Source organism: Aeromonas allosaccharophila (genome assembly GCF_000819685.1).
In the GTDB taxonomy this organism is placed as follows: domain Bacteria; phylum Pseudomonadota; class Gammaproteobacteria; order Enterobacterales; family Aeromonadaceae; genus Aeromonas; species Aeromonas allosaccharophila.
Window position 1 is genome coordinate 80,252 of sequence record NZ_CDBR01000082.1, and the last position, 21,367, is coordinate 101,618.

General features: G+C 60.6%; 15 protein-coding genes. 5 read left to right on the forward strand and 10 right to left on the reverse strand.

Annotation, left to right across the window (positions count from 1 at the left end):
• Nucleotides 1-72: 72 nt before the first annotated feature.
• The 6 genes from folC to BN1115_RS14125 form a co-directional block, all read right to left on the reverse strand.
• The gene (gene folC, locus BN1115_RS14100) at nucleotides 73-1,332 is read right to left on the reverse strand and encodes a bifunctional tetrahydrofolate synthase/dihydrofolate synthase (protein WP_042657644.1); all 1,260 of its coding nucleotides are present in this window, start codon (nucleotides 1,330-1,332) and stop codon (nucleotides 73-75) included.
• Nucleotides 1,333-1,334: 2 nt separating this feature from the next.
• Nucleotides 1,335-2,198 (reverse strand): acetyl-CoA carboxylase, carboxyltransferase subunit beta, encoded by an 864-nt coding sequence (accD, locus tag BN1115_RS14105; protein WP_042657645.1) that lies wholly within the window; start codon nucleotides 2,196-2,198, stop codon nucleotides 1,335-1,337.
• 119 nt (nucleotides 2,199-2,317) lie between these two features.
• Nucleotides 2,318-3,127, reverse strand: coding sequence for a tRNA pseudouridine(38-40) synthase TruA (truA, locus tag BN1115_RS14110; protein WP_005333773.1), 810 nt, complete (start codon nucleotides 3,125-3,127; stop codon nucleotides 2,318-2,320).
• 199 nt (nucleotides 3,128-3,326) lie between these two features.
• Nucleotides 3,327-5,534 (reverse strand): FimV/HubP family polar landmark protein, encoded by a 2,208-nt coding sequence (locus tag BN1115_RS14115; RefSeq protein ID WP_042657646.1) that lies wholly within the window; start codon nucleotides 5,532-5,534, stop codon nucleotides 3,327-3,329.
• A gap of 270 nt (nucleotides 5,535-5,804) precedes the next feature.
• Nucleotides 5,805-6,821, reverse strand: coding sequence for an aspartate-semialdehyde dehydrogenase (locus BN1115_RS14120; protein ID WP_042657647.1), 1,017 nt, complete (start codon nucleotides 6,819-6,821; stop codon nucleotides 5,805-5,807).
• Nucleotides 6,822-7,013: 192 nt separating this feature from the next.
• Entirely contained in the window at nucleotides 7,014-8,135 is a 1,122-nt protein-coding gene (locus BN1115_RS14125) for a 4-phosphoerythronate dehydrogenase (RefSeq protein WP_042657648.1), read from the reverse strand.
• A 247-nt stretch (nucleotides 8,136-8,382) separates the two neighbouring features.
• Between BN1115_RS14125 and BN1115_RS14130 the strand changes: the two genes are divergently transcribed.
• The 3 genes from BN1115_RS14130 (at nucleotide 8,383) to BN1115_RS14140 (ending at nucleotide 11,500) form a co-directional block, all read left to right on the forward strand.
• Nucleotides 8,383-9,126 carry a phosphatase PAP2 family protein gene (locus BN1115_RS14130; RefSeq protein WP_042657649.1) on the forward strand — a complete coding sequence of 248 codons (744 nt, stop codon included), beginning with the start codon at nucleotides 8,383-8,385 and terminating at the stop codon, nucleotides 9,124-9,126.
• Nucleotides 9,127-9,225: 99 nt separating this feature from the next.
• A complete protein-coding gene (gene rnt, locus BN1115_RS14135; protein ID WP_042657650.1) occupies nucleotides 9,226-9,903 on the forward strand; it encodes a ribonuclease T in 678 nt (225 codons plus the stop codon).
• Between the two features lie 274 nt (nucleotides 9,904-10,177).
• On the forward strand, nucleotides 10,178-11,500 hold the full coding sequence (locus tag BN1115_RS14140) for a Na+/H+ antiporter family protein (protein ID WP_042657651.1): 1,323 nt from the start codon (nucleotides 10,178-10,180) through the stop codon (nucleotides 11,498-11,500).
• Nucleotides 11,501-12,100: 600 nt separating this feature from the next.
• On the opposite strand, the gene BN1115_RS14145 is transcribed toward BN1115_RS14140, so the two are convergent.
• From BN1115_RS14145 to ydiJ, 4 genes are all read right to left on the reverse strand, one after another.
• On the reverse strand, nucleotides 12,101-14,011 hold the full coding sequence (locus tag BN1115_RS14145; protein ID WP_042059352.1) for a DEAD/DEAH box helicase: 1,911 nt from the start codon (nucleotides 14,009-14,011) through the stop codon (nucleotides 12,101-12,103).
• 181 nt (nucleotides 14,012-14,192) lie between these two features.
• Nucleotides 14,193-14,654 carry a hotdog fold thioesterase gene (locus tag BN1115_RS14150; protein ID WP_042657652.1) on the reverse strand — a complete coding sequence of 154 codons (462 nt, stop codon included), beginning with the start codon at nucleotides 14,652-14,654 and terminating at the stop codon, nucleotides 14,193-14,195.
• 168 nt (nucleotides 14,655-14,822) lie between these two features.
• The gene (locus BN1115_RS14155) at nucleotides 14,823-15,311 is read right to left on the reverse strand and encodes a hypothetical protein (RefSeq protein WP_042657653.1); all 489 of its coding nucleotides are present in this window, start codon (nucleotides 15,309-15,311) and stop codon (nucleotides 14,823-14,825) included.
• Nucleotides 15,311-18,388 (reverse strand): D-2-hydroxyglutarate dehydrogenase YdiJ, encoded by a 3,078-nt coding sequence (gene ydiJ, locus BN1115_RS14160; RefSeq protein WP_042657654.1) that lies wholly within the window; start codon nucleotides 18,386-18,388, stop codon nucleotides 15,311-15,313. The genes BN1115_RS14155 and ydiJ overlap by 1 nt, the downstream gene beginning before the upstream one ends.
• A 163-nt stretch (nucleotides 18,389-18,551) precedes the next feature.
• Here ydiJ and BN1115_RS14165 point away from each other — a divergent pair, with 163 nt between their 5' ends.
• Both BN1115_RS14165 and BN1115_RS14170 read left to right on the forward strand, forming a co-directional pair.
• Nucleotides 18,552-19,478: a cation diffusion facilitator family transporter gene (locus tag BN1115_RS14165; protein WP_042059343.1), complete on the forward strand. Its 927-nt coding sequence runs from the start codon at nucleotides 18,552-18,554 to the stop codon at nucleotides 19,476-19,478.
• A gap of 300 nt (nucleotides 19,479-19,778) precedes the next feature.
• Nucleotides 19,779-21,314 (forward strand): TerC family protein, encoded by a 1,536-nt coding sequence (locus BN1115_RS14170; protein WP_042657655.1) that lies wholly within the window; start codon nucleotides 19,779-19,781, stop codon nucleotides 21,312-21,314.
• The last annotated feature ends 53 nt before the right edge of the window (nucleotides 21,315-21,367 follow it).

Below are 21,367 nucleotides of genomic sequence, written 5' to 3' on the forward strand. Positions count from 1 at the left end.
TGAATCCTACCTTTACGTAACTCAATATACGATTTGGCTCCCCGCCAGAAGGCCGGGGAGCCGGGGTGTGGCCTAGACGGCGACACCCGCCAGAATGTCGGCGACAGTGTAAAACGAACCAAACACAATGACCATATCGTCCGGACTCGATGCGGCCAACGCGGCCTGATAAGCGGCGCTGACATCATCAAATTCCCTGGCTGGCCCCTTGCCCTCCCCCAGCGCGGCAGCCAGCTGCGTGGCCGTGGCGGCGCGCTGGCCGGTCAGGCTGGCCAGATACCACTCGCCAATCAGGCTATCGAGTTCGGCAAGCGAGCCCGCCATGTCCTTGTCTTTGAGCATGCCGACCACGGCGCGGCGCACGCCTGCGCAGGGCATTTTACGCAGCTGGGTCGCCAGATAGGCCGCCGAATGGGGATTGTGGGCCACATCGACGATGACCTGCGGCGCACTTTGCAGTTGCTGCATCCGGCCAGCCAGTCGGGCATTGGCCAGCCCGTCACGAATGGCGGACTCCGGCAGCGGCAAGCCGAGGGACTCCAGCGCCGCCAGCACGGTCACGGCGTTCATCAGCGGCAAGGCCGGTTTTGGCAGATCCCGCCACTGGTTGAGGCCCTGGTAATCCCAGCCGCTCTCGTGCTCATCGCCACGAAAATCGATACCGACCTGACGCAGGTTGGCACCAATGCGCGCGGCTTCGCTGGCAATGGTCGCAGGCGGATTGGGCTCCCCGCTGATGGCGGGTTTACCGGCGCGATACACCCCAGCCTTCTCCACCGCGACCGCTTCACGGGTATCACCCAGCCAGTCGCAGTGATCGAGGGCAATCGAAGTGATCATCGCCACATCGGACTCCACCACATTGGTGGCGTCGAGCCGGCCGCCCAGCCCCACTTCCAGCAGCAGCACATCAGGTGCGGCGCGGCAGAAGAGCCACAAACCAGCGAGCGTCGCGAACTCGAAGAAGGTGAGCGCTATCTCGCCACGAGCAGCTTCCACCTCGGCAAAGGCGGCGCAGTGATCGCTGTCGGGCAGCTCTTGCCCGTTGACCCGCACCCGCTCGGTAAAGCGCAGCAGATGGGGCGAGGAGTAGACACCGACCTTATAGCCTGCGGCCATCAGAATGCTGGCCGCCATGGCACAGCTGGAGCCCTTGCCGTTAGTGCCCGCCACCGTGATCACCTTGAACGGCAGTTGGGTCAGCCCCATACGCCGGGCGACGGCACCGACCCGATCCAGACCCATGTCGATATTGACCGGGTGGATCTGCTCCAAATAAGAAAGCCAGTCGACAAGCGACCGGCTTTGGGATTGTTGCATGTTTGAACTCATCTTCACTCTTCGATGACGTGAGTATTCAGCATTTTGGCGAGCAGGCTGGCCAGACGGTTACGCATTTCGCGGCGATCGATGATGATATCGATGGCACCCTTTTCCAGCAGGAACTCGGAGCGCTGGAAGCCTTCCGGCAGTTTCTCGCGCACGGTCTGCTCGATAACGCGCGGGCCGGCAAAGCCGATCAGGGCCTTGGGCTCGCCCACGTTGATGTCACCCAGCATCGCCAGACTGGCGGAGACGCCACCCATGGTAGGGTCGGTCAGCACCGAGATATAGGGCAGGCCCGCCTTGGTGAGTCTGTCCAGCGCCGCACTGGTCTTGGCCATCTGCATCAGGGAGAACAGCGCTTCCTGCATGCGAGCACCACCAGAGGCGGAGAAGCAGACCAGACCGCGACCTTCCTTGATGCACTCCTCGACGGCGCGCACGAAGCGGGCACCGACCACGGAGGCCATGGAGCCACCCATGAAGGAGAATTCGAACGAACAGGCGACAACCGGTACCCCTTTGAGGGTCCCTTTCATCACCACCAGCGCATCTTTCTCTGCCGTATCTTTCTGGGCGGCGGACAAACGATCCTTGTAGCGCTTGGAATCCTTGAATTTCAGTACATCCTGCGGCTCCAGCTCGGCACCGATCTCGGTACGACCCTGCTCATCGAGGAAACTCTCGAGACGGGCGCGGGCGCTGATGCGCATATGATGATCACACTTGGGGCACACTTCGAGGTTGCGCTCCAACTCTGCCCGGTAGAGCACCTGTTCACAAGCACTGCACTTGGTCCACACCCCTTCCGGAATGTTGTGACGACGGGGCGCAGTGATCTTGCTCTTGGGAAGAATCTTCTCAAGCCAGCTCATGGAATTCCTTAATGCTTTTGTGCCTGACAAAACGCATCGAGCCTAGATTGTTCAATGACTTACTAGCTCGATGGCAACAAATGACGGGTCATTAAACCACAATTTTTCGGGCGCAGTTACTAAAAACTGGTCGTACCCGGTGCCGAGTCCGGCAGCCACAGCGGGCCGAGCGGCAACTGCGGCAGAGCAAACTCGGCCGGGTAATCGACGTCGACCAGATAGAGGCCACCGGCCTTGGCGGTCGGCCCGGCCAGATTGCGATCCTTGGCAGCCAGCACCTCGGCAATCCACTCCACCGGTTTGAGCCCCTGCCCCACCAGCAGCAGGGAGCCGGTGATGTTGCGCACCATGTGGTGCAGGAAGGCGTTGGCCTTGATGTCGAGCACGATGTAGGGGCCGGAGCGGCTGACGCACAGATGGGTCACATTGCGCCACGGGGTGTTGGATTGGCAGGCGACGGCACGGAAGGTGCTGAAGTCGTGCTCCCCCAGCAGGCTCTGGCCCGCCCGGTGCATCAGCTCGGCATCGATGGTCTCGTGATAGTGACTGACGCCACTGCCGAGGATCGCCGGCCGGTAATTGTGGTTGTAGATGACATAGCGGTAGCGACGGGCGGTGGCGCTGAAGCGGGCGTGGAAGCTCTCGTCCACCTGCTTGACCCAGCGCACGGCGATATCCGGCGGCAGGTTGGAATTGAGCCCCAGGGTCCAGGCGCCCTCGGCGCGGTTCGCCTCGGTATCGAAGTGGATCACCTGGCCGGTGGCATGGACACCGGCATCGGTGCGTCCGGCACACTGGATGGAGACAGGGTGGTTGGCAATCCGGCTCAGAGCCGTCTCCAGTTCAGCCTGCACGCTGATCACTTCACGCTGACGCTGCCAGCCGAAATACCGGCTGCCGTCATATTCAATACCTAGGGCAATTCGCATGGATAAACTTGTCTTGTTGTGAAAACGCAGTGAAAGAAACGGGGCGGATTATACGCGCTCAGCCCGAAAAGTCCCACCACGCGCGCAATTGGCCTGGATGGTCAGCCTGCGCGGCCACCCTCACCCCATCGCAACTCGCCAACAGAAGAGGGCAGCCACTGGCTGCCCTCGTTTTGCTGATCCCGTGATGGGAATTGATTTAGCCCAACCGCTTGAGCAACTTCTCGGCTTCGGCGCGCTGGTGATCGCTGCCCTGCTCTGCCGCCTCTTGCAGCAGCTCGCGAGCGCTATCCTTGTCATCAATCTCGAGGTAGGCACGGGCCAGATCCAGCTTGGCACCCACACCGCCGTCGTCGGCATCCACGTCAAACCCGGTGGATTCCGGCAGCACCTCGGGGAAGCCATCGAGCCCCACATCCAGCGAGAAGCCCTGATAAGGCTCCTGCTCAGTGGTGCTGGCATCGGCCTCGGCCAGCAGCTTGTCGATCTCGACGTAGCCGCTCTCCTGCGCTTGCTCACGGGGCTGCACATCGGCCGGATGAGATTCCACCTCGGCGAACGCATCTTCGAAATCGGAGAGCGCCAGCTCGTTGGGATCCCACTCCAGATCCAGCTCGGCGTCCTTCGCCGTCTTCGCCTTGGTCGGCTCAAGACCGAGCTCAGCCAGCATCGCATCGGCACTCTCGTCGGCGCCGTCTTCTGCACTGAGATCAATGGCGTTGTCATCTTTGCCTGCGGCGGGCTCGTCGAAGGCATTTTCGAACTCGCCGAGATCGAAGCTGGCCAGATCGTCGTCAGCGGCGCCGACTTCGTCAATGGAGTTCAAATCGGGCTCGAGGTCGGCAGAGAGATCCGCATCCAGCTCGGCAAACAGGGCGGCCTGCAGCTCCTCTTCGCTCATGACTTCATCAGCGGCCTTGGGCTTGGGATTGAACTCGCTGGCCAGATCCATGGCGGGCTCGTTGGACAGCGCGATGGGCTCATCCAGCGAGAGATCGAGATCCGGCACCAGATCCGGGTCACGACTGGCAGGCTGGGCCGCCATCCGCTCCGGCTCGAAGCCTTGCAGATCCATCTCACCGTCGTCGCTGAACACCAGATCCAGTTCCGGCTTGTCCGGTTCAACCGGCATGAAGCCATCGGGGGTGTTGAGATCCGGCACTGGGCGCACCGGCTCATTGTCGGTCACATCGACGCTCAGCAGATCATCAAATTCGCTCTGCTCCTGATCCATCATCATGGCGGTGGATTCGGAGAGGCTCTTCTCCTGCTCTTCCAGCTCGCGACGGGCACGGGCCCGCAGCCACAGGGTCACCAGTGCCAGCACCAGCAGCACCGGCAACAGAATGATCATGGCGAGGTTGAGCGGTGAGGCGAGCAGATCCATCAGCCAATTTTGCTTGGGCTCGGGCGCAGCGACCACCGGCGGAACCGGCTGGGCTTTGAGCTCGGCAATCTCTTTTTGCAGCGCAGTCTGATCCTGCAGCTGGGCCTTGAGGGTCTCCACCTCTTCGGTCAGCGATTGCAGGCGCAGCTTGAGCCTGTGGTTCATTTCGGTCACCTGGCCGAGCTGGGCATTGGCATCTTCCAGTGCCAGCGCCATCTCGGTGGCCGGTTTGCCCACCGGTTTATCCAGATCGGAAGGCAAAGGCGCCGGTGTAGTGCCTTCTGCAGCGCTTGGTACAGGCGCGGGAGCCACAGCCTCTTTCGGCGCGGGCTCGCTCACCTTGGCTACTTCTTTGGTTTCAGCCGCCGGTTGCGGTGCCACAACAGGCGCAGGAATGGGGGCGGCTTTCGCCACCGGCAGCGGTGCCGGGGCAGCTTTCACCGGCTCGGATTTGGCCGCCTCAACCTTCGCCGGTTTGGCAGCAACCGGTTTGGCCGTGTGGGCCTGCTTGTTGGCCAGATATTTGGGGCTCAGCCCTTTCCAGCTGGCGTTGTCGCTGCGGAATTTGGCGCGCGCCTGGGCATCGGTGATGACGCTCGCCTCGGCCGCGGTCGGCAGCAGAATGCGGGAGCCCACCAGAATGTGGTTGATATTGCCATCGGCAAAACTGCGGGGGTTTTTCTCGTAAATCGCTACCATGGTCTGGTAGACGCTGACACTCGTAGAGGGGCGATATTTGCTCGCCAGACTCCAGAGGGTATCGGTCGGACGAACAGGGCCATAGCTACCGGCATTGGCCGTGACCTGACGCACCACCGGCTCGGCGGTTGCGCGCACCGGCTGCGCCACGGGTCTGGCGACCGGTTGCGCCAGCGGCTGGGAATTGACGGCAGGAGGTGCAGGTTCGTCAGGGCCTTTTAGCTCGACAAAAAAAGGCTCCCGCGCCGAGTCTTCAGCCTGGACGGTGCCCAGCAGACCCAATGCGAGTAGCGTTGCCAATGTTATGCGGGAATGTCCCATATTCGTTCCTTCGTATGACGGCCCTATCGCATTGAAAAATCTGGATAGTTACCCCAAAACAGTCGGTTCAATATAAATCAGGCTCGCCTAGCAAGCCAGCAGTCCGACACATTTAGCACCCAACTTGACTCTGAGTGTAGGAAAAAACTTAATCAGTTGATATCGCAACAGAATCTTGAAGTGGCGGAGTGCGGCATGGGTCACACCCCGCAGTACTCACCGGCCGGATGCGCAGCACTCCCTGCTGCGCATCGGTGGCATCGTTCAGCTTTACAGATAGTCGCGAACCAGCAGCTCGGCAATCTGTACACTGTTGGTTGCCGCGCCCTTACGAACGTTATCGGCCACGATCCACATATTGATACCACTCGGATGAGAAATATCCTGGCGCACCCGACCGACCAGCACCTCATCCTTGCCGGTTGCGTCGCGCACCGGGGTCGGATAATCCCCTTCGTCATCAAACAGGGTCACGCCCGGCGCATTGCGCAGCAGATCCTTGACCTGTTCGGCATCGAGCGGCTGGTGCAGTTCGACATGTACCGCCTCGGCGTGGCCGTAGAAGACCGGCACCCGCACGCAGGTGGGGTTCACGGCAATGGTGGCATCGCCCAGGATCTTCTGGGTTTCCCACACCATCTTCATCTCTTCACGGGTGTAGCCGTTGTCGGTGAAGCTGTCGATCTGCGGGATCAGGTTAAAGGCAATCTGATGCGGATAGATGGTCGGTTCCACCGGACGACCGTTGAGCAGATGGGCGGTCTGGCCTGCCAGCTCGCTGACCCCCTCTTTGCCCGAGCCGGAGACGGATTGATAGGTCGCCACGTTGATACGGGCGATCCCCACTTCATCGTGCAGCGGCTTCAGGGCCACCAGCATCTGGATGGTGGAGCAGTTGGGGTTGGCGATGATGTTGCGATTGCGAAAATCGGCCAGCGCGTCCGGGTTCACTTCCGGGATCACCAGCGGGATATCTTCGTCGTAACGGAAGCAGGAGGTGTTGTCGATGACGATGCAGCCGTGCTCGGCAGCAATCGGTGCCCACTTGGCAGAGATCTCGGCACCGGCGGAGAACAGCGCGATCTGCACCTGGCTCCAGTCAAACTCCTCCACATCGAGGATCTCGAGGTTCTTGCCGCCAAAACGCACGGTATCACCGGCGCTGCGGCTGGAAGCCAGCGGATAGAGGGTCGCCACCGGAAATTCGCGCTCTTCCAGGATCTCGATCATCGCCTGACCCACGGCGCCGCTGGCACCCAATACCGCTACGTTAAACTGCTGGCTCATTCTGTTCTCCTCTGATAATGCTGCAATGGCACCGGCTGGCGCCATGGTCGGCAGGCTCTCGCGCTGCGAGATGACGCTGCCTGATATGGCTGAACCGGCACAGTAGCATCTGCGCCAACTCAGTAAAAAATGGGGTCGGTGTGGCCAGCGCGGCTCACCCCTTCCGGTTATCTTCCAACAATTTGCCCCCGTTCAGGGGCGTGACAGTGCAAATCCCAGTGCGCCCAGCGCCTTGTCGGCAAAGGCTCCCTCGATCTGCAGGGAGGATAGTTCACGGCGCTCGGGATAGTGTTTGCGCTGCTCGTCAAAGCTGCCGGGCTGGCCGAGTCGGGCCCGAAAACGGGCATCATCGCGGCGCACGTCATAGACCAAATGCACCAGCTGCTTGATCAACGCCAGATCCGGCGCGCGGCCCGGCACCACCGCCTGCACATCGGGGGCAGGTAACAGCCGACTCAAATCCTGACGAGGCTCGCGCCCCAGCTGTTGGCAAAGCGCCTGATAGAGCATCCAGGTGCCGCGCGCCTTCCCCTCCAGGCTGTAACCGGCGATATGAGGGGTGGCAATCTCGGTATGGGGCACCAGCGCGACCAGTGGCTCGGGCTCGTTTTCCCACACATCCATCACCAGTCGCAATGGCGCATCGCCCAACTGACGCGCCAGCAGGGCCCGGTTATCCCACACCTCGCCTCGGGAGGCGTTGATCAGGATCTGCCCGGCAGGACGGGCGGCAATCTGTTCGGCATCCAGCAGATGGTAGGTGGCATCCGGCCCTTCGCGGGTGATGGGCACGTGGAAGCTGACGATATCGGCGCCAAGGGCGGTCTGATAATCGACAAAGCCCGCATCAGGATTATCCCGCGCCTTGGGTGGATCGCAGCGCAGCACCCGCATGCCGAGCGCTTCGGCCTTGCCAGCCACACACTCGCCAGTATTGCCCGCACCAATCACCGCCAGCGTCATGGCCGAGAGGTCGAGTTCGTAACGCTCCACCAGCACCAGCAGGGCGGAGAGCACATAGTCCCCCACCGAATACTTGTTGCAACCGGGGGCGCTGAAGAAGGGAATATTGCGGCTCGCCAGCAGCGCCTTGTCCACATGGTCGGTGCCTATGGTGGCGGTGCCGACAAACCCGAGTTTCGGGCTGGTCGCCAGCAAATCGCCGTTGACGCGGGTGACCGAGCGCACCAGCAGCACATCGGCATCCAGCAGATCGCGGGCCTGCATCTGCCGTCCGGGCAAGGGAATCACCTCGCCAAATTCGGCAAACAGCTCCACGGCATGGGGCATATTCTCATCAACGACTATCTTCATCGGGCTCTCTTTGGTCACAACCGCCACGGGGGCGCCATTCTAGCGCAAAGCCGCCCGAGATTTCAGCCTGTGATGCAATCCGGCGCGAAAGGGGGCCACATTGCGCGGCGGCCGCCCCATCCACCCGTTCAAACAGGGTTTTTTGCCACAAATGTGTAAGCAGAGGTAACAAACTGACTGCTCGGCTTTGTCCGGGCATGTCACGGTGGCACAATGCCCCTCTTTTTCGCGATCGCCCATACCCACCATGCCGCAACACGCCCCGTCGCTCCCAGCGTCAACCGCCTCACTCACCCGCAGCCAGGTGCTCGGATTCAGTGCCCTGTTGATCCTGCCCCTGCTGCTGCTCGTCACGCTGCCCTGGCAACCGTTTCTGACCGGCTCGCTGCAAGCTGGCTGGCTATGGTGGTCATACGCCCTCACCCGCATGGTCGATATTCCCGGGATCGGTGTCAGTGGAGCCCTCTTGCTGCTGCTGACCCGCTACAAACTGAAACTGGAGTGGGCCCCCTTCATTGCGCTGGGGTGTGCACTGGCGGCCCTGCTTGCCAGCGACTGGGTGCTCAAGAGCCTGATCAAGCACCTGACCGAAGAGCCCAGACCCTACCTGCTCTGGCTGGAGAGTCAGGCGCTGATCCCGGCCATCAAGAGCTTCTACGCCAGTAGCGTCGAGGTACGCAGCGAACAGGTTCACGCCGCCAGCCAGCTGCTGGCCCTGCCCGAGTGGCTCGGCCACCACTGGCAAAAGGAGGTAAATTACGCCTTCCCCTCTGGCCACAGCATCGCCGCCATCAGCCTGGCCCAGTTTTTCGGCCTCATCTGGCTGGCCCGCGCCCCCACGGGGGTCTGGCTGCTACCGCTGTGGGCGCTGGGGATTGGCCTGTCGCGCATGGTGATGGGCATGCACTGGCCGATGGATGTGCTGACCAGCGCCCTGCTTGGCACTGTCACGGCGCTGATCGCCGCCCGCTGGTGGCTACACAGATATTGAATCCAGCGCCATCTTGCACAGGCTTCCTGCGTGGGATGGGAGGACAAGCCTGTGCTTTTTTGCCATAATGCCGCCTCATTTTATCCCGACCGAGATCCCATGACCGACGCAGTTCATACCCTCAAGGGCCGTTTCCGTGGTTTTTACCCCGTCGTCATCGATGTTGAAACAGCCGGGTTCAACGCCAAGACCGATGCTTTGCTCGAAATCGCGGCTTACACCCTGAAAATGGATGAGCAGGGCTGGCTCGTTCCCGACCAGGTGTTCCACTTTCATGTCGAGCCCTTCGAAGGGGCCAACCTGGAAAAGGCCGCGCTGGAGTTCACCGGCATCGATCCTTACAACCCGTTGCGTGGCGCTGTCTCGGAAAAAGAGGCACTGACCGAGATCTTCAAGGGGATCCGCAAGGGGATGAAGGAGCAGGATTGCGGCCGCGCCATCATAGTGGCCCACAACGCCACCTTCGATCACGGCTTCGTGATGGCCGCCGCCGAACGAGCTGGCCTCAAGCGCAATCCGTTCCACCCGTTTGCCACCTTCGACACTGCCGCCCTCTCCGGGCTGGCGCTGGGTCAGACCGTGCTGGCCAAGGCGTGTCAGAGCGCCCGCATCCCGTTTGACAATAAAGAGGCGCACTCTGCCCTCTATGACACCGAACGTACCACCGAGCTGTTCTGTCATATCGTCAACCGCTGGAAGAGCATGGGGGGCTGGCCGCCAGCGCATCCGGATGACGACACGCCGGATACCCCTGCCGATGACGACGGGCAGGAATAAACGGATGAAGGCTGCCACAGGCAGCCTTCGTTTTTTCGAGGATTTGATTGATCGCACGGCGCACAAGAAAGCACCATCAACGTCACTATCCACCGCTGCGCACGCGATGCACGGAGACAAACCGGCCACAAACCCTCATTTTGATCAACCTTGTGCCAGATGCTGCTGCGATATGAGGGGGTTGACTGATTTTTTTCTCGACATTTGTCACATTTTTCGCAAACTAACTCCCCTTCACATGACAGACAGCAATAACAAACTATAAGGAAATCAAATGAATCCAGTTGTTATCGCAGTCGGGCTGATGCTGGTGCTCAGTCTGCTGCGGATCAATGTGGTGGTCTCGCTGGCGCTGGGGGCCATTGCTGGCGGCCTGGTTGGCGGGCTGTCGTTAACCGATACCCTCACCACCTTCAGCGGTGGCCTGGGCGGTGGCGCCGAGATTGCCCTCTCCTACGCCATGCTGGGCGCCTTTGCGGTTGCCATCTCCCGCTCCGGGATCACCGACCTGCTGGCCCGCAAGGTGATCAGCCAGTTGGGCAAGGATGCCAGCTCGACCCGCATCATGTGGGTCAAGACCCTGCTGCTCTGTTCCGTGCTGGCCGTAGCCATCTCGTCCCAGAACCTGATCCCGGTTCATATCGCCTTTATTCCCATCCTGATCCCGCCGCTGCTGCATGTGATGGCGCAGATGCAGATCGACCGTCGTCAGGTAGCCTGCGTCATCACCTTTGGTCTGACCGCCACCTATATGGTGCTGCCGGTCGGCTTTGGTGGCATCTTCCTGAACAACATTCTGGCCAAGAATCTGATCGATAACGGCGTGCCCATCACCACCAGCCAGATCCCGCTGGCGATGGCCATTCCGGTCGCCGGTATGTTGCTGGGCCTGCTGATCGCAGTGTTCATCAGCTATCGCAAACCGCGCCAGTACGATCTCGCCAAGATCCTGGATGCGGAGCCTGAGACCGTTGAACTCAATCTCACCCACATCTGGGTCGCTCTGCTGGCCATTGGCGTGGCACTGGGGCTGCAACTGATGACCAACAGTATCGTACTGGGTGCGCTGGCCGGTTTTGTCATCTTCACCTGCGGCGGCGTCATCAAGTTTCGCGAAAGCCAGGATGCCTTCACCCAGGGGGTGCGCATGATGTCGCTGATCGGCTTCATCATGATTTCCGCCGCCGGCTTTGCTGCCGTGATGAAGGCAACCCACGGTGTCGATACGCTGGTTCAGGTGGTCGCCTCCGGCATCGGCCAGAACAAGGGCATCGCCGCCTTCCTGATGCTGCTGGTGGGCCTGCTCATCACCATGGGGATCGGCTCCTCCTTCTCCACCGTGCCCATCATCGCCACCATCTATGTGCCACTCTGTCTGCAACTGGGCTTCTCACCGATGGCGATCATCGCGCTGGTCGGTACCGCAGGCGCGCTGGGGGATGCGGGTTCACCGGCCTCCGACTCGACTCTGGGCCCCACCTCCGGCCTCAACGCCGATGGTCAGCACGACCATATCTGGGACAGCGTGGTGCCCACCTTTATTCACTACAACATCCCGCTGGTGATCTTCGGCTGGATTGCCGCCATGGTGCTCTGATAGCCCCGCTGGCTGCGACCAGAGCACCTCACCATGCACAACAAGAAGGCGACCTGATGGTCGCCTTCTTCATTGACACCAACCGATTCTACCGCTCGACATGAATAGTGGCCGCCAGCCAGATAGGCCTTCTGAGCGACCACCTCACCGCCTCCACTTCCGACCGCCGAAGTCACCGGGCGCAATGCTGTCACTCCCCGTCCAACCATTCGCCCAAGCGCACACATCCCGACGCCTGACCTTGATGTCATAAAGAGTGCGCATCGTTGTGCGCTCCAGTGGATTGCACAACGATGCGCTGCACTGTCGCTGTACTATCGCGCAGCACTATCGGTTCGCTCAATGCTTGCCAATATAGAGAAACGGCTGCCCGCCCTGCGCTATGGCAGAACGGTGGATGACACCAGACCACGTCACAACCGCCTGTCGAGTAGAAAAGGCGTTCTCTCTCCCCGACATCCAGTGATCAAGTAGCGGTCATTATGCGCTCTACCCACAACACCTTATGTCACCCTGGCGTTCAGCAAGAACACAGGGCAAAACCGCAGGCACAAAAAAAGGCCGCTCAATGAGCGGCCTTTTTCATAACGGGGTCAGCAATCAGCTTTCGCGACGCTTGCCACTGAATTTGCGATCTTTGTTGAAGCCACCTTCACGGCGCTCACCGCTCTTGTTGAACGGGCGGTCACCCTGGGGACGGCGATCCTTGTTGAAAGGACGCTCCTTGTTGAAGGGGCGATCGCTGCGCGGAGGACGGGGAGCAGTGTTGCTGCCGGCCGGCACTTCGGTGTAGCGAGTGATCTGCAGCGGACGCTGGCAAACACGGGCTTTCTTGATCACTTCCAGTACATCGGCGGTCATGCCTTTCGGCAGATCGACGGTGGAGAAGTCATCGGCGATGTCGATGTTACCGATGAAACGGCTCTCGATGTTCGCTTCGTTGGCGATAGCACCAACAATCTGGCCCGGCTTGACGCCGTGATGGGCACCCACGTCTACGCGGTAACGCTCCATCTCCACATCCGGGTTGTCTTTCAGCGGACGCGGTTCGAGGGACGGCATGCGACGGGCAGGACGATCACCACGGTCGCCGAAGTCACGGGCACCGAAATCGCGACCACCGTCACGACGGTCGAAATCACGACCACCACGATCGTTGCTGGCATTCAGCAGCGGATCGGGGATGGAGTCATCCAGCAGCAGCGGTTGGTCGCCCTGTACCAGCTTGGCCAGTGCGGCAGCCAGCTCCAGCGGATCGGCAGAATCTTCTTCGATCAGCTCGTTAACCAGGTTCACATAGATCTCGAGCTCTTCACCCATCATGGTTTCCCGGATGCGCTCTTTGAACTTGGTCAGGCGGTGCTGGTTGATGTCCTCGGTGCTCGGCATCTTCATCGGCTCGATGGCCTGACGAGTAGCGTGCTCGATGGCGCGCAGCATGCGACGCTCACGGGGAGCAACGAACAGGATGGCTTCACCTTTACGACCGGCACGACCGGTACGGCCGATACGGTGTACGTAGGATTCGGTGTCGTACGGAATGTCGTAGTTCACTACGTGGGTGATACGCTCAACGTCCAGACCACGAGCGACAACGTCGGTGGCGATCAGGATGTCCAGCTGGCCTTGACGCAGCTTGTCAACGGTACGCTCACGCAGTTTCTGCGGGATGTCGCCGTGCAGCGCTTCACAGGCGTGGCCACGAGCGGCCAGCTTGCCAGCCAGCTCTTCGGCAGCATTCTTGGTGCGCACGAAGACCAGTACGGCTTCGTACGGTTCGACTTCCAGCAGACGGGTCATGGCGTCCAGCTTGTGCAGACCGGTTACCTGCCAGTAACGCTGGCGGATGGTCGGTGCAGTGGACGTCTTGGTGATGATCTTGATCTCTTTCGGCTGCTTCAGGTGTTTCTGGGCAACGCGACGGATCTGGTCCGGCATGGTAGCGGAGAACAGGGCAACCTGACGGGTGGCCGGGCACTGCTCCATGATCCAGTCCACGTCGTCGATGAAGCCCATACGCAGCATTTCATCGGCTTCGTCCAGTACCAGGGCTTTCAGGCCGGAGAGGTCCAGGTTCTTGCGACGGATCAGATCCATCACCCGACCCGGGGTACCGACGACAACCTGAGCACCGCGACGCAGGGCGCGTGTCTGGGTTTCGTAAGAGGAGCCGCCGTAGATCGGCAGGACGTGGAAGTCAGGCATGTGCTTGGCGTAACGTTGGCACGCCTCGGCAACCTGCAGGGCCAGTTCACGGGTCGGAGCCAGCACCAAAACCTGAGTGTTGCGGTTACCAGCTTCCAGACGAGACAACAGAGGCAAGGCAAAAGCAGCGGTCTTCCCTGTACCGGTTTGCGCCTGCCCCAGCAGATCGTGTCCCGCCATCAGGTGGGGAATTGCTGCGGCCTGGATCGGTGACGGGCGCTCATAGCCCACGTCTTGCAGCGCTTTCAATACAGGCGCGGCCAGTCCAAGCTCACTAAAAAGGGGCAGTTGTTCGGTATCAGACATAGATTCTTCCAGATTAAGGCAGGCGGCTAAGCACCGCGGAATAGCAAAAAGGCGGCGATTATAGCGCCACTTTGTTCTGCTGTCTTGAAAAATGTGATAAGCCTCTCAAGACGTTGGCAATTATAGAGGGATCTTGCGACTATGGCTTGCTTATTTTTCACTACTGGTGCGTTATTGCAGGTCACTCCTCGCTGGAGTCCTTGCCCCGCTTGTGTTTGAGCACCGCCATCGTCAGTCGGCTGGTACACAATAAACGTCCCCGTTCGTCCCGAATTTCAATCTGCCACACCTGAGTCGTCGCCCCCAGATGCAGCGGCGCGCAACGACCGATCACCACCCCTTCCCGCTTGGCCCGCAGATGGTTGGCATTCACCTCCAGTCCCACGCAGTAGCTATCTGGCCCCACAGCCATATTGGCTGCCAGTGATCCCAGGGTTTCCGCCAGTACTACCGACGCGCCGCCATGGAGCATGCCAAGGGGCTGATGGGTACGGTGATCCACCGGCATGGTCGCTTCCAGCCAGTCCGGGCCAAAGCCGGTATAGACGATGTCGAGATGGGCCATCAGGGTGTTGCGAGAGGTGGCGTTGAGCCCGTCCAGACTGATGGGCTTGCGCCAGATGGGGGCGTTTTCTTGACTCATGGCGAGCAGACTCCTTATGTAAGCGATGAATGCGTACCGATATGAGTGCAACGCCCTCCATCGGCAAAATGGTTCGGTTATGTGAGTTGTTGGTTACCGGGTGACGTGGTAACAACGCAGCCCCGACCCGGAGCTGCGTGTTACACAATCATGCCCTTAAGCGGGATGTCACCAAGGGTAGGTGACTCCGGGCCACTCGGCCCACGGCACCTCTCGCCCCGGCAGACGGGGTTCCGGCCACTGCCACACCCTGGCGAGCCAGTCGCGCAGCTGCGTTTCCAGCTCCTCATCCGTGATGGGCGCCTCGGCCACCTTCCAGAAGAAGAGCTCCACCGCCACCTCCGGCAGCACCGAGGGGTAGAGATAAACGCCGCCCCAGAATTGCGGCTCCCGATCAGGGCTCCAGAGGCCATAGGCAAAGGAGCGCTTGGCCAGAAACTCCGACTGCTGCCACTCCAGATCCCCTTCGTGCAGGCTCAGGCTGAAGTTGGCGGAGGGCCATATATCGTTCGGGCGAAACAGCTGATGAAGCTGCTCGCGCTCGCGCAACATGGCGACAAACTCCACCACCGCCTGAGCTGGGGTGGCAGGCAACAGCAAAAAGCGCGGGTGCCGATAGGCCTTCGGCACCCGAAACCGTTTGGGAAAACGCAGCATCAAAGCAGCTCCAGCAGGGCCTGCAATGGATGTTTGAGCTTCTCCCCCTCCATCCGCTTGACCTGACTGCGGCACGAATAGCCGGTCGCCAGACAGCGCGCTTTGGGCAGACGAGCAAGGGGATCGGCCCAGCTCAGGCCATAGATGCCCTTGGAGTTCTCCACCTGTTTGACGTCGTGACCATAGGTGCCTGCCATGCCACAGCAACCCACAGAGACCGGCTGCAAACTGGCCCCGAAGCGGCCAAACAGGGTGCTCCAGTCGCCGTGAGTCGAGGGCTTGGCGGTCTTCTCGGTGCAGTGAGCAAACAGATACCATGGCTCGGGTTCACTCCCCTCCTCGCACTTTGCCTTGTTGGCGTTAACGGGCAGCAGCTCTGCTGGCAGCGACAGCAACCACTCCTGTGGTAGCAACACCTGAAAATCGCCTCGGGCCGACCCCAACGCCTTGGCATATTCGTCGCGATAGCAGAGCACCATGGCCGGATCCACCCCCACCATGGGGATGCCGAGCGCCGCCACCTTGTTGAGGAACTGGGCGCTGTTGGCGGCGGTGCGGGCAAAGGCGCGCAGGAACCCCTTGATATGCTGGGGTTTGCCGTTCGGTTTAAAGGGCAGCAGATAGGGCTGGAACCCAAGCTTGCTGGCAAGTTTCACCAAGTCGCGCACCACGGGGGCATCGTAGTAACTGGTGAAGGGATCCTGCACGATGAGCACCACCTGCTTGCGCTGCTCGGCGCTCATCCGCTCCAGTCCCGGCAGATCAAAATAGCGGGCGCGGTTGTCGTGCAGGCTCTCGGCCAGGGTCGGCACCGAGAGCAGCGGCACATCCACCATGCCGATGCTCTTCTCGGTCGCCTTCTGGGCCCACTCTTTTTCCAGGAAAAAGTTGACCAGCTTCGGCGCTTTGGCGAGCAGCGGCGCATAGCTTTCGACGGTGCCGACGAAGTAATCCTTCGGCGCGCGCAGATAGCGGCCGTGATAAAGCTGCATAAAACGGGCGCGAAAATCGGGCACATCCACCTTGATCGGGCACTGGCTGGTGCACGCCTTGCAGGCCAGACAGCCCGCCATCGCCTCCATCACCTCGTGGGAGAAATCATATTCGCCACGCTGTTTGGCCCAGCTGTTGCGCACCTTGTCCACCAGCTGTTTGAAGCGTACGCCACCGGATTGCAGCGCCACCTCTTCCGCCAACGGGTCGAAGCCCTGCTCCGCCAGCTGACGCAACCATTCACGCATCAGGCCCGCACGCCCCTTGGGGGAGTGGCGGCGGTCACGGCTGATCTTGACCGATGGGCACATGGGGGAGTCGGTCTCGAAGGTGAAACAGAGACCGTTGCCGTTGCAATCCATGGCGCGGGTGTAGCTGGTACGCACGGCGAGCGGGATCTGGCGGTCATACTTGCCGCGCTTGGGGCCATCCACCGACACCAGCTCGGCGCCGCTGCCATAGGGGATGCAGATCTTGCCCGGGTTGATACGGTTGGCCGGATCGAACGCCCCCTTGACCCGCTGCAACTCTTCCCACAGCTCGCCAAAGAAGGCAGGGCTGTATTCGGAGCGAAAACCCTTGCCGTGCTCCCCCCACATCAGGCCGCCATATTTGGCGGTGAGCGCCACCACCTGATCGGAGATGCGGCGCAGCAGCACCTCCTGCTCCGGGTCACAGAGATCCAACGCCGGACGCACGTGCAGCACACCGGCATCGACATGGCCGAACATACCGTAGTCGAGGCCGTGGGCGTCCAGCAGGGCGCGAAACTCCATGATGAAATCGGCCAGCGACTCTGGCGGCACGGCAGTATCTTCGGTAAAGGCCACCGGCTTCTTGCGACCTTCGGCGTTGCCCAGCAGTCCCACCGACTTCTTGCGCATGGTGTAGATGGTCTCGATGCTCGGCAGGTGGTCACACACCTGATAGCCGATGATCCCCGCCTCGCCCTTGGCCAGCAGTGCATCGATACGGCGACACAGCTCCGCTACCTTGGCGTGGTGCGCGGCTTCATCGGTGTCAGCAAACTCTACGATATTGAGCCCCTGCAGATCCTTGCCGGGCACATCCTGAATAAGTTCTTTCACCGAATGCCAGATGATGTCGGCGCGGGCCAGTCCCAGCACCCGGGAGTCCACCGTCTCCACCGAGAGAGCTTGCGCCTGCACCATAAAGGGGGCGTTACGCAGAGCCGAGGGGAAGCTGTCGTACTTGACGTTAACCAGCGTGCGGTAGCGCGGGATCGGTGTGATGTTGAGTCTGGCTTCGGTGATAAAGCCAAGAGACCCTTCCGAGCCGCACAGCACCCGGCTCACATCCAGCGTATCTGTATCCGGTTGATAGAGGTGCTTGAGATCGTAACCGGTCAGAAAGCGGTTGAGCTTGGGGAAGGTGGCTTCGATGTCGGCGCGACGCTCCTTGCCGATGCGATAGAGGGTGCGATAGATCTCCCCTTCCCGATTATCCAGCGCCAGCTTGTCTTCAAGACGGGAGCCATTGACCGGCTCGGTGACCATGATGTCACCGTTCTCCAACACAGCTTTCAGGCCGAGCACGTGATCCGAGGTTTTGCCGTAGACTAGTGACCCCTGCCCCGAGGCATCGGTGTTGATCATGCCGCCCAAGGTGGCGCGGTTGGAGGTGGAGAGATCCGGCGAGAAGAAGTAGCCGTGAGGCTTGAGCCAGGCGTTGAGCTGGTCTTTCACCACCCCGGCCTGGGCACGCACCCACCCCTCCTCCAGATTAATTTCCATGATCTGGTTCATATAACGGGAGAGATCGACGATAATGCCGCCGCCCAATGACTGACCATTGGTGCCGGTACCGCCACCACGAGGGAAAAAACTCAAGGAGGCGAACGCCGGCTCTGCGGCCAGCTTGAGCATTGCTGCTATGTCGTCCGCACTGCGCGGATAGAGAACCGCCTGAGGTACTACCTGATAGACGCTGTTATCCGTCGCCATCGCCAACCGGCTTGCATAAGACTTTTCGATATCACCACGAAATGCGCTGCGCTCTAGCAACTCAAGAAACTGCAGGGTTGCGGGTGACAAACTGTCCTGGTAATCGAGTCTCGGGATCATGAATCCTTGTTCCCATCCTTTGCTTGATGCCGGCACGCCGGCGACTACGACTGGCCGCCTGTCAATGGCAATCAGGCCAGTCCGCTCACATGTGAGCGGGCAGTATATCAGCTAGAAAACCGCTTGCGCTTGGCAATATTCACCATTTGAAAGGAGGACTTTTATGGCTCACCCCAGCCATGTTATCAGTACGCTTATCACCACCGAGAAGCAGGCGCTCACCCTGTCGCTCGTCGGCAGCATCGCCTTTGCCATCTTCGGTATTGGCTACGGTCTGCTGGTCGGCTCCCACGCCATCATGCTCGACGGTATTTTCAGCCTGTTCAGCATGGGCATGACAGGTCTGGGTCTGGTCACGGCCTACTTCGTTACCCGTCCCTACGATGAGCGCTTCCAGTACGGCTACGCCCACTTCGAACCCATCGCCAACGTGATCAACGGCCTCATCATCTTGCTGCTTTGCCTGGGGGCACTCTATAACGGCATCACCACCCTGCTGGAGGGTGGCCGCGAGATCAACCTCGGTCACGCCCTCATCTGTGCGGCCATTTCCACCTTCCTCTGTTCGCTGCTTTATCTGGTCGAAGCCCGCTTGGCCAAGCAGTTCAACTCCGAACTGGTGCGGGTTGATTCCGAGGAGTGGCTGGTCGATACCATTTTAAGTGCCACCCTGCTGGTCGGCTTTCTGGTCGCCATTGGTCTGGATGCCATCGGCCACGGCCAATACAACCGCTACATAGACCCGGTGCTGGTCTCGCTGCTGGCCCTCTGTGCCACCCTCATTCCCATCAAGGTGCTGAGCAGAAACCTGCGGGAAGTATTCAAAATTGCCCCCAAGGGCGATGTGTCACAGCACGTCGAGCGGGAAATAGAGACGCTGCGCCAGCGTTATGGCTTCGAGTGCTACAGCCATCTGGCGAAAAGCGGTCGCCGCTTCGATCTGGAATTGAACATTCTGGTGGCACCGGATCAGGATTGGCCGGTCGAACGGCAGGATGCCCTGCGCCATGAGCTCTGGTCTCGCCTCGGCGATACCCTGGGCGATGCCTGGCTCTCGGTCTGCTTCACCCGCGAAAAACGCTGGTTGTAACGACCGCACGGGGGAGCGCGGCGCGGCCGCCTCCCTCTGTCTCATCACAGTCCCGTCACGCCCCGTTGATGCTGCACTTGCCAAATTGGCGCCAATCGTTATCATCAGGGCTCATTTTTTACCCGAGGTTTTATTGCCCATCATGGACAATCCCCGAAGTTGCCCTTCGTCCCTTTCTGTCAAAGCCTATCTTTATCTGCTTCATCAGCGCCTCTGAATAACACCTTTGCCTTGCTGTTACTGCGGCCATCGCGCGCCGTGATCACTGTTTGCTCTGTCTGTTTTTATTGAGGTCATACAATGGAATTGCTGCTGGATCCCCATATCTGGATTGGTCTGTTTACCCTGATCATTCTGGAAATCGTGCTGGGGATCGACAACCTGGTCTTCATCGCCATCCTGGTGAAAAAACTGCCCCCCGCCCAGCGGGACAAGGCGCGCATCATCGGCCTGTCGCTGGCCCTGCTGATGCGACTCGCGCTGCTGAGCGTGATGTCATGGCTGGTCACCCTGACCACCCCGATTTTGCATCTGTGGGATCACCCCTTCTCCGGTCGGGACCTGATCCTGATGGGGGGCGGCCTGTTCCTGCTGTTCAAAGCCACCTCCGAGCTGCACGAGCGGCTGGAAGCCAAACCCCATGACGATGGCCCGGTCGGCGCCTACGCCAGCTTCGGGGTGGTGATCGCCCAGATTCTGGTGCTCGATGCGGTCTTCTCGCTCGACTCCATCATCACTGCCGTCGGCATGGTGGAACACCTGGGCGTCATGATGGCCGCCGTGACCATCGCCATGGTGGTGATGGTGCTCGGCTCCAAGCCGCTGACCCGCTTCGTCAACGCTCACCCGACCGTGGTGGTGCTCTGTCTGAGCTTCCTGCTGATGATCGGCTTCAGCCTGGTGGCGGAGGGCTTCGGCTTCCACATTCCGAAGGGTTACCTCTATGCGGCCATCGGCTTCTCGGTACTGATCGAGTTTTTCAACCAGCTGGCCCAGCGCAGCGCCGAGCGCCACGAAGCCAAACAGCCGCTGCGCGAGCGCACCACTGCCGCCATCTTCAAGCTGATGGGCAGCAAGGCCTATCAGGATCAGCCGGGTGACGATCTGGACGCACCGGCGCCTGCGCCGCTGAGCTTTGGCGAGGAGGAGCGCTACATGGTGACCGGCGTACTGTCGCTGGCCGAGCGATCCATTCGCACCATCATGACCCCGCGCTCCGAGATGGCCTGGATCGACATCAACGACTCCAGCAACGAGATCCGTGCCCTGCTGCAGCGCGAGCCCCACAGCCTGTTCCCCATCTGTGACGGCGATCTGGACGAGGTGATCGGGGTGCTCAAGGCGCGCGACCTGCTGTTTGCCTTGAACGAAGGGCAATCCTTAAGCGAACTGGCCAAGCAGAACGACCCCATTATCGTGCCGCAGACCATCAACGTGATCCGCCTGCTGGCGGAGCTGCGCAAAGCCAAGGGGAGCCTCATTCTGGTCTCAGACGAGTTTGGCGTCATTCAGGGGCTGGTCACTACCCACGATCTGCTGGAGGCCATCGTCGGCGAACTGCCGGACGAGGACGAAACCCCGGATATCGTGCGCGATGGCGAAGGGTGGCTGATCAACGGCAGCACCAACATCCATCATGTGGAGCAGGTGCTGGAGCACGAGGGGCTGGTGAGCGAGAGCGACGAGTACGTGACCCTGGCGGGCATGCTGCTCTCCCACTTCGGCACCCTGCCCACCCCGGGCCAGCAGCTGCAACTGCAGCAGCTCAACTTCGAGGTGATCGAGGTGAGCGAGCGGCGCATCGAGCGGGTGAAAGTGATGCCGGGCGCGGCTTGAGCCTGCCACCGGCAAAAAACTGAAGAGGGCCATACGGCCCTCTTTTTTATGCT

Excerpts from the sequence above, each read along its gene's own strand:
- BN1115_RS14125 (WP_042657648.1), bottom strand. The coding sequence starts at position 8,135 with ATGAAGATAGTCGTTGATGAGAATATGCCCCATGCCGTGGAGCTGTTT.
- BN1115_RS14155 (WP_042657653.1), bottom strand. The coding sequence starts at position 15,311 with ATGCTGCGTTTTCCCAAACGGTTTCGGGTGCCGAAGGCCTATCGGCAC.
- BN1115_RS14140 (WP_042657651.1), top strand. The coding sequence starts at position 10,178 with ATGAATCCAGTTGTTATCGCAGTCGGGCTGATGCTGGTGCTCAGTCTG.
- BN1115_RS14130 (WP_042657649.1), top strand. The coding sequence starts at position 8,383 with ATGCCGCAACACGCCCCGTCGCTCCCAGCGTCAACCGCCTCACTCACC.
- BN1115_RS14145 (WP_042059352.1), bottom strand. The coding sequence starts at position 14,011 with ATGTCTGATACCGAACAACTGCCCCTTTTTAGTGAGCTTGGACTGGCC.
- BN1115_RS14120 (WP_042657647.1), bottom strand. The coding sequence starts at position 6,821 with ATGAGCCAGCAGTTTAACGTAGCGGTATTGGGTGCCAGCGGCGCCGTG.
- BN1115_RS14165 (WP_042059343.1), top strand. The coding sequence starts at position 18,552 with ATGGCTCACCCCAGCCATGTTATCAGTACGCTTATCACCACCGAGAAG.
- BN1115_RS14170 (WP_042657655.1), top strand. The coding sequence starts at position 19,779 with ATGGAATTGCTGCTGGATCCCCATATCTGGATTGGTCTGTTTACCCTG.
- folC (WP_042657644.1), bottom strand. The coding sequence starts at position 1,332 with ATGAGTTCAAACATGCAACAATCCCAAAGCCGGTCGCTTGTCGACTGG.
- accD (WP_042657645.1), bottom strand. The coding sequence starts at position 2,198 with ATGAGCTGGCTTGAGAAGATTCTTCCCAAGAGCAAGATCACTGCGCCC.
- BN1115_RS14115 (WP_042657646.1), bottom strand. The coding sequence starts at position 5,534 with ATGGGACATTCCCGCATAACATTGGCAACGCTACTCGCATTGGGTCTG.
- BN1115_RS14150 (WP_042657652.1), bottom strand. The coding sequence starts at position 14,654 with ATGAGTCAAGAAAACGCCCCCATCTGGCGCAAGCCCATCAGTCTGGAC.
- ydiJ (WP_042657654.1), bottom strand. The coding sequence starts at position 18,388 with ATGATCCCGAGACTCGATTACCAGGACAGTTTGTCACCCGCAACCCTG.
- rnt (WP_042657650.1), top strand. The coding sequence starts at position 9,226 with ATGACCGACGCAGTTCATACCCTCAAGGGCCGTTTCCGTGGTTTTTAC.
- truA (WP_005333773.1), bottom strand. The coding sequence starts at position 3,127 with ATGCGAATTGCCCTAGGTATTGAATATGACGGCAGCCGGTATTTCGGC.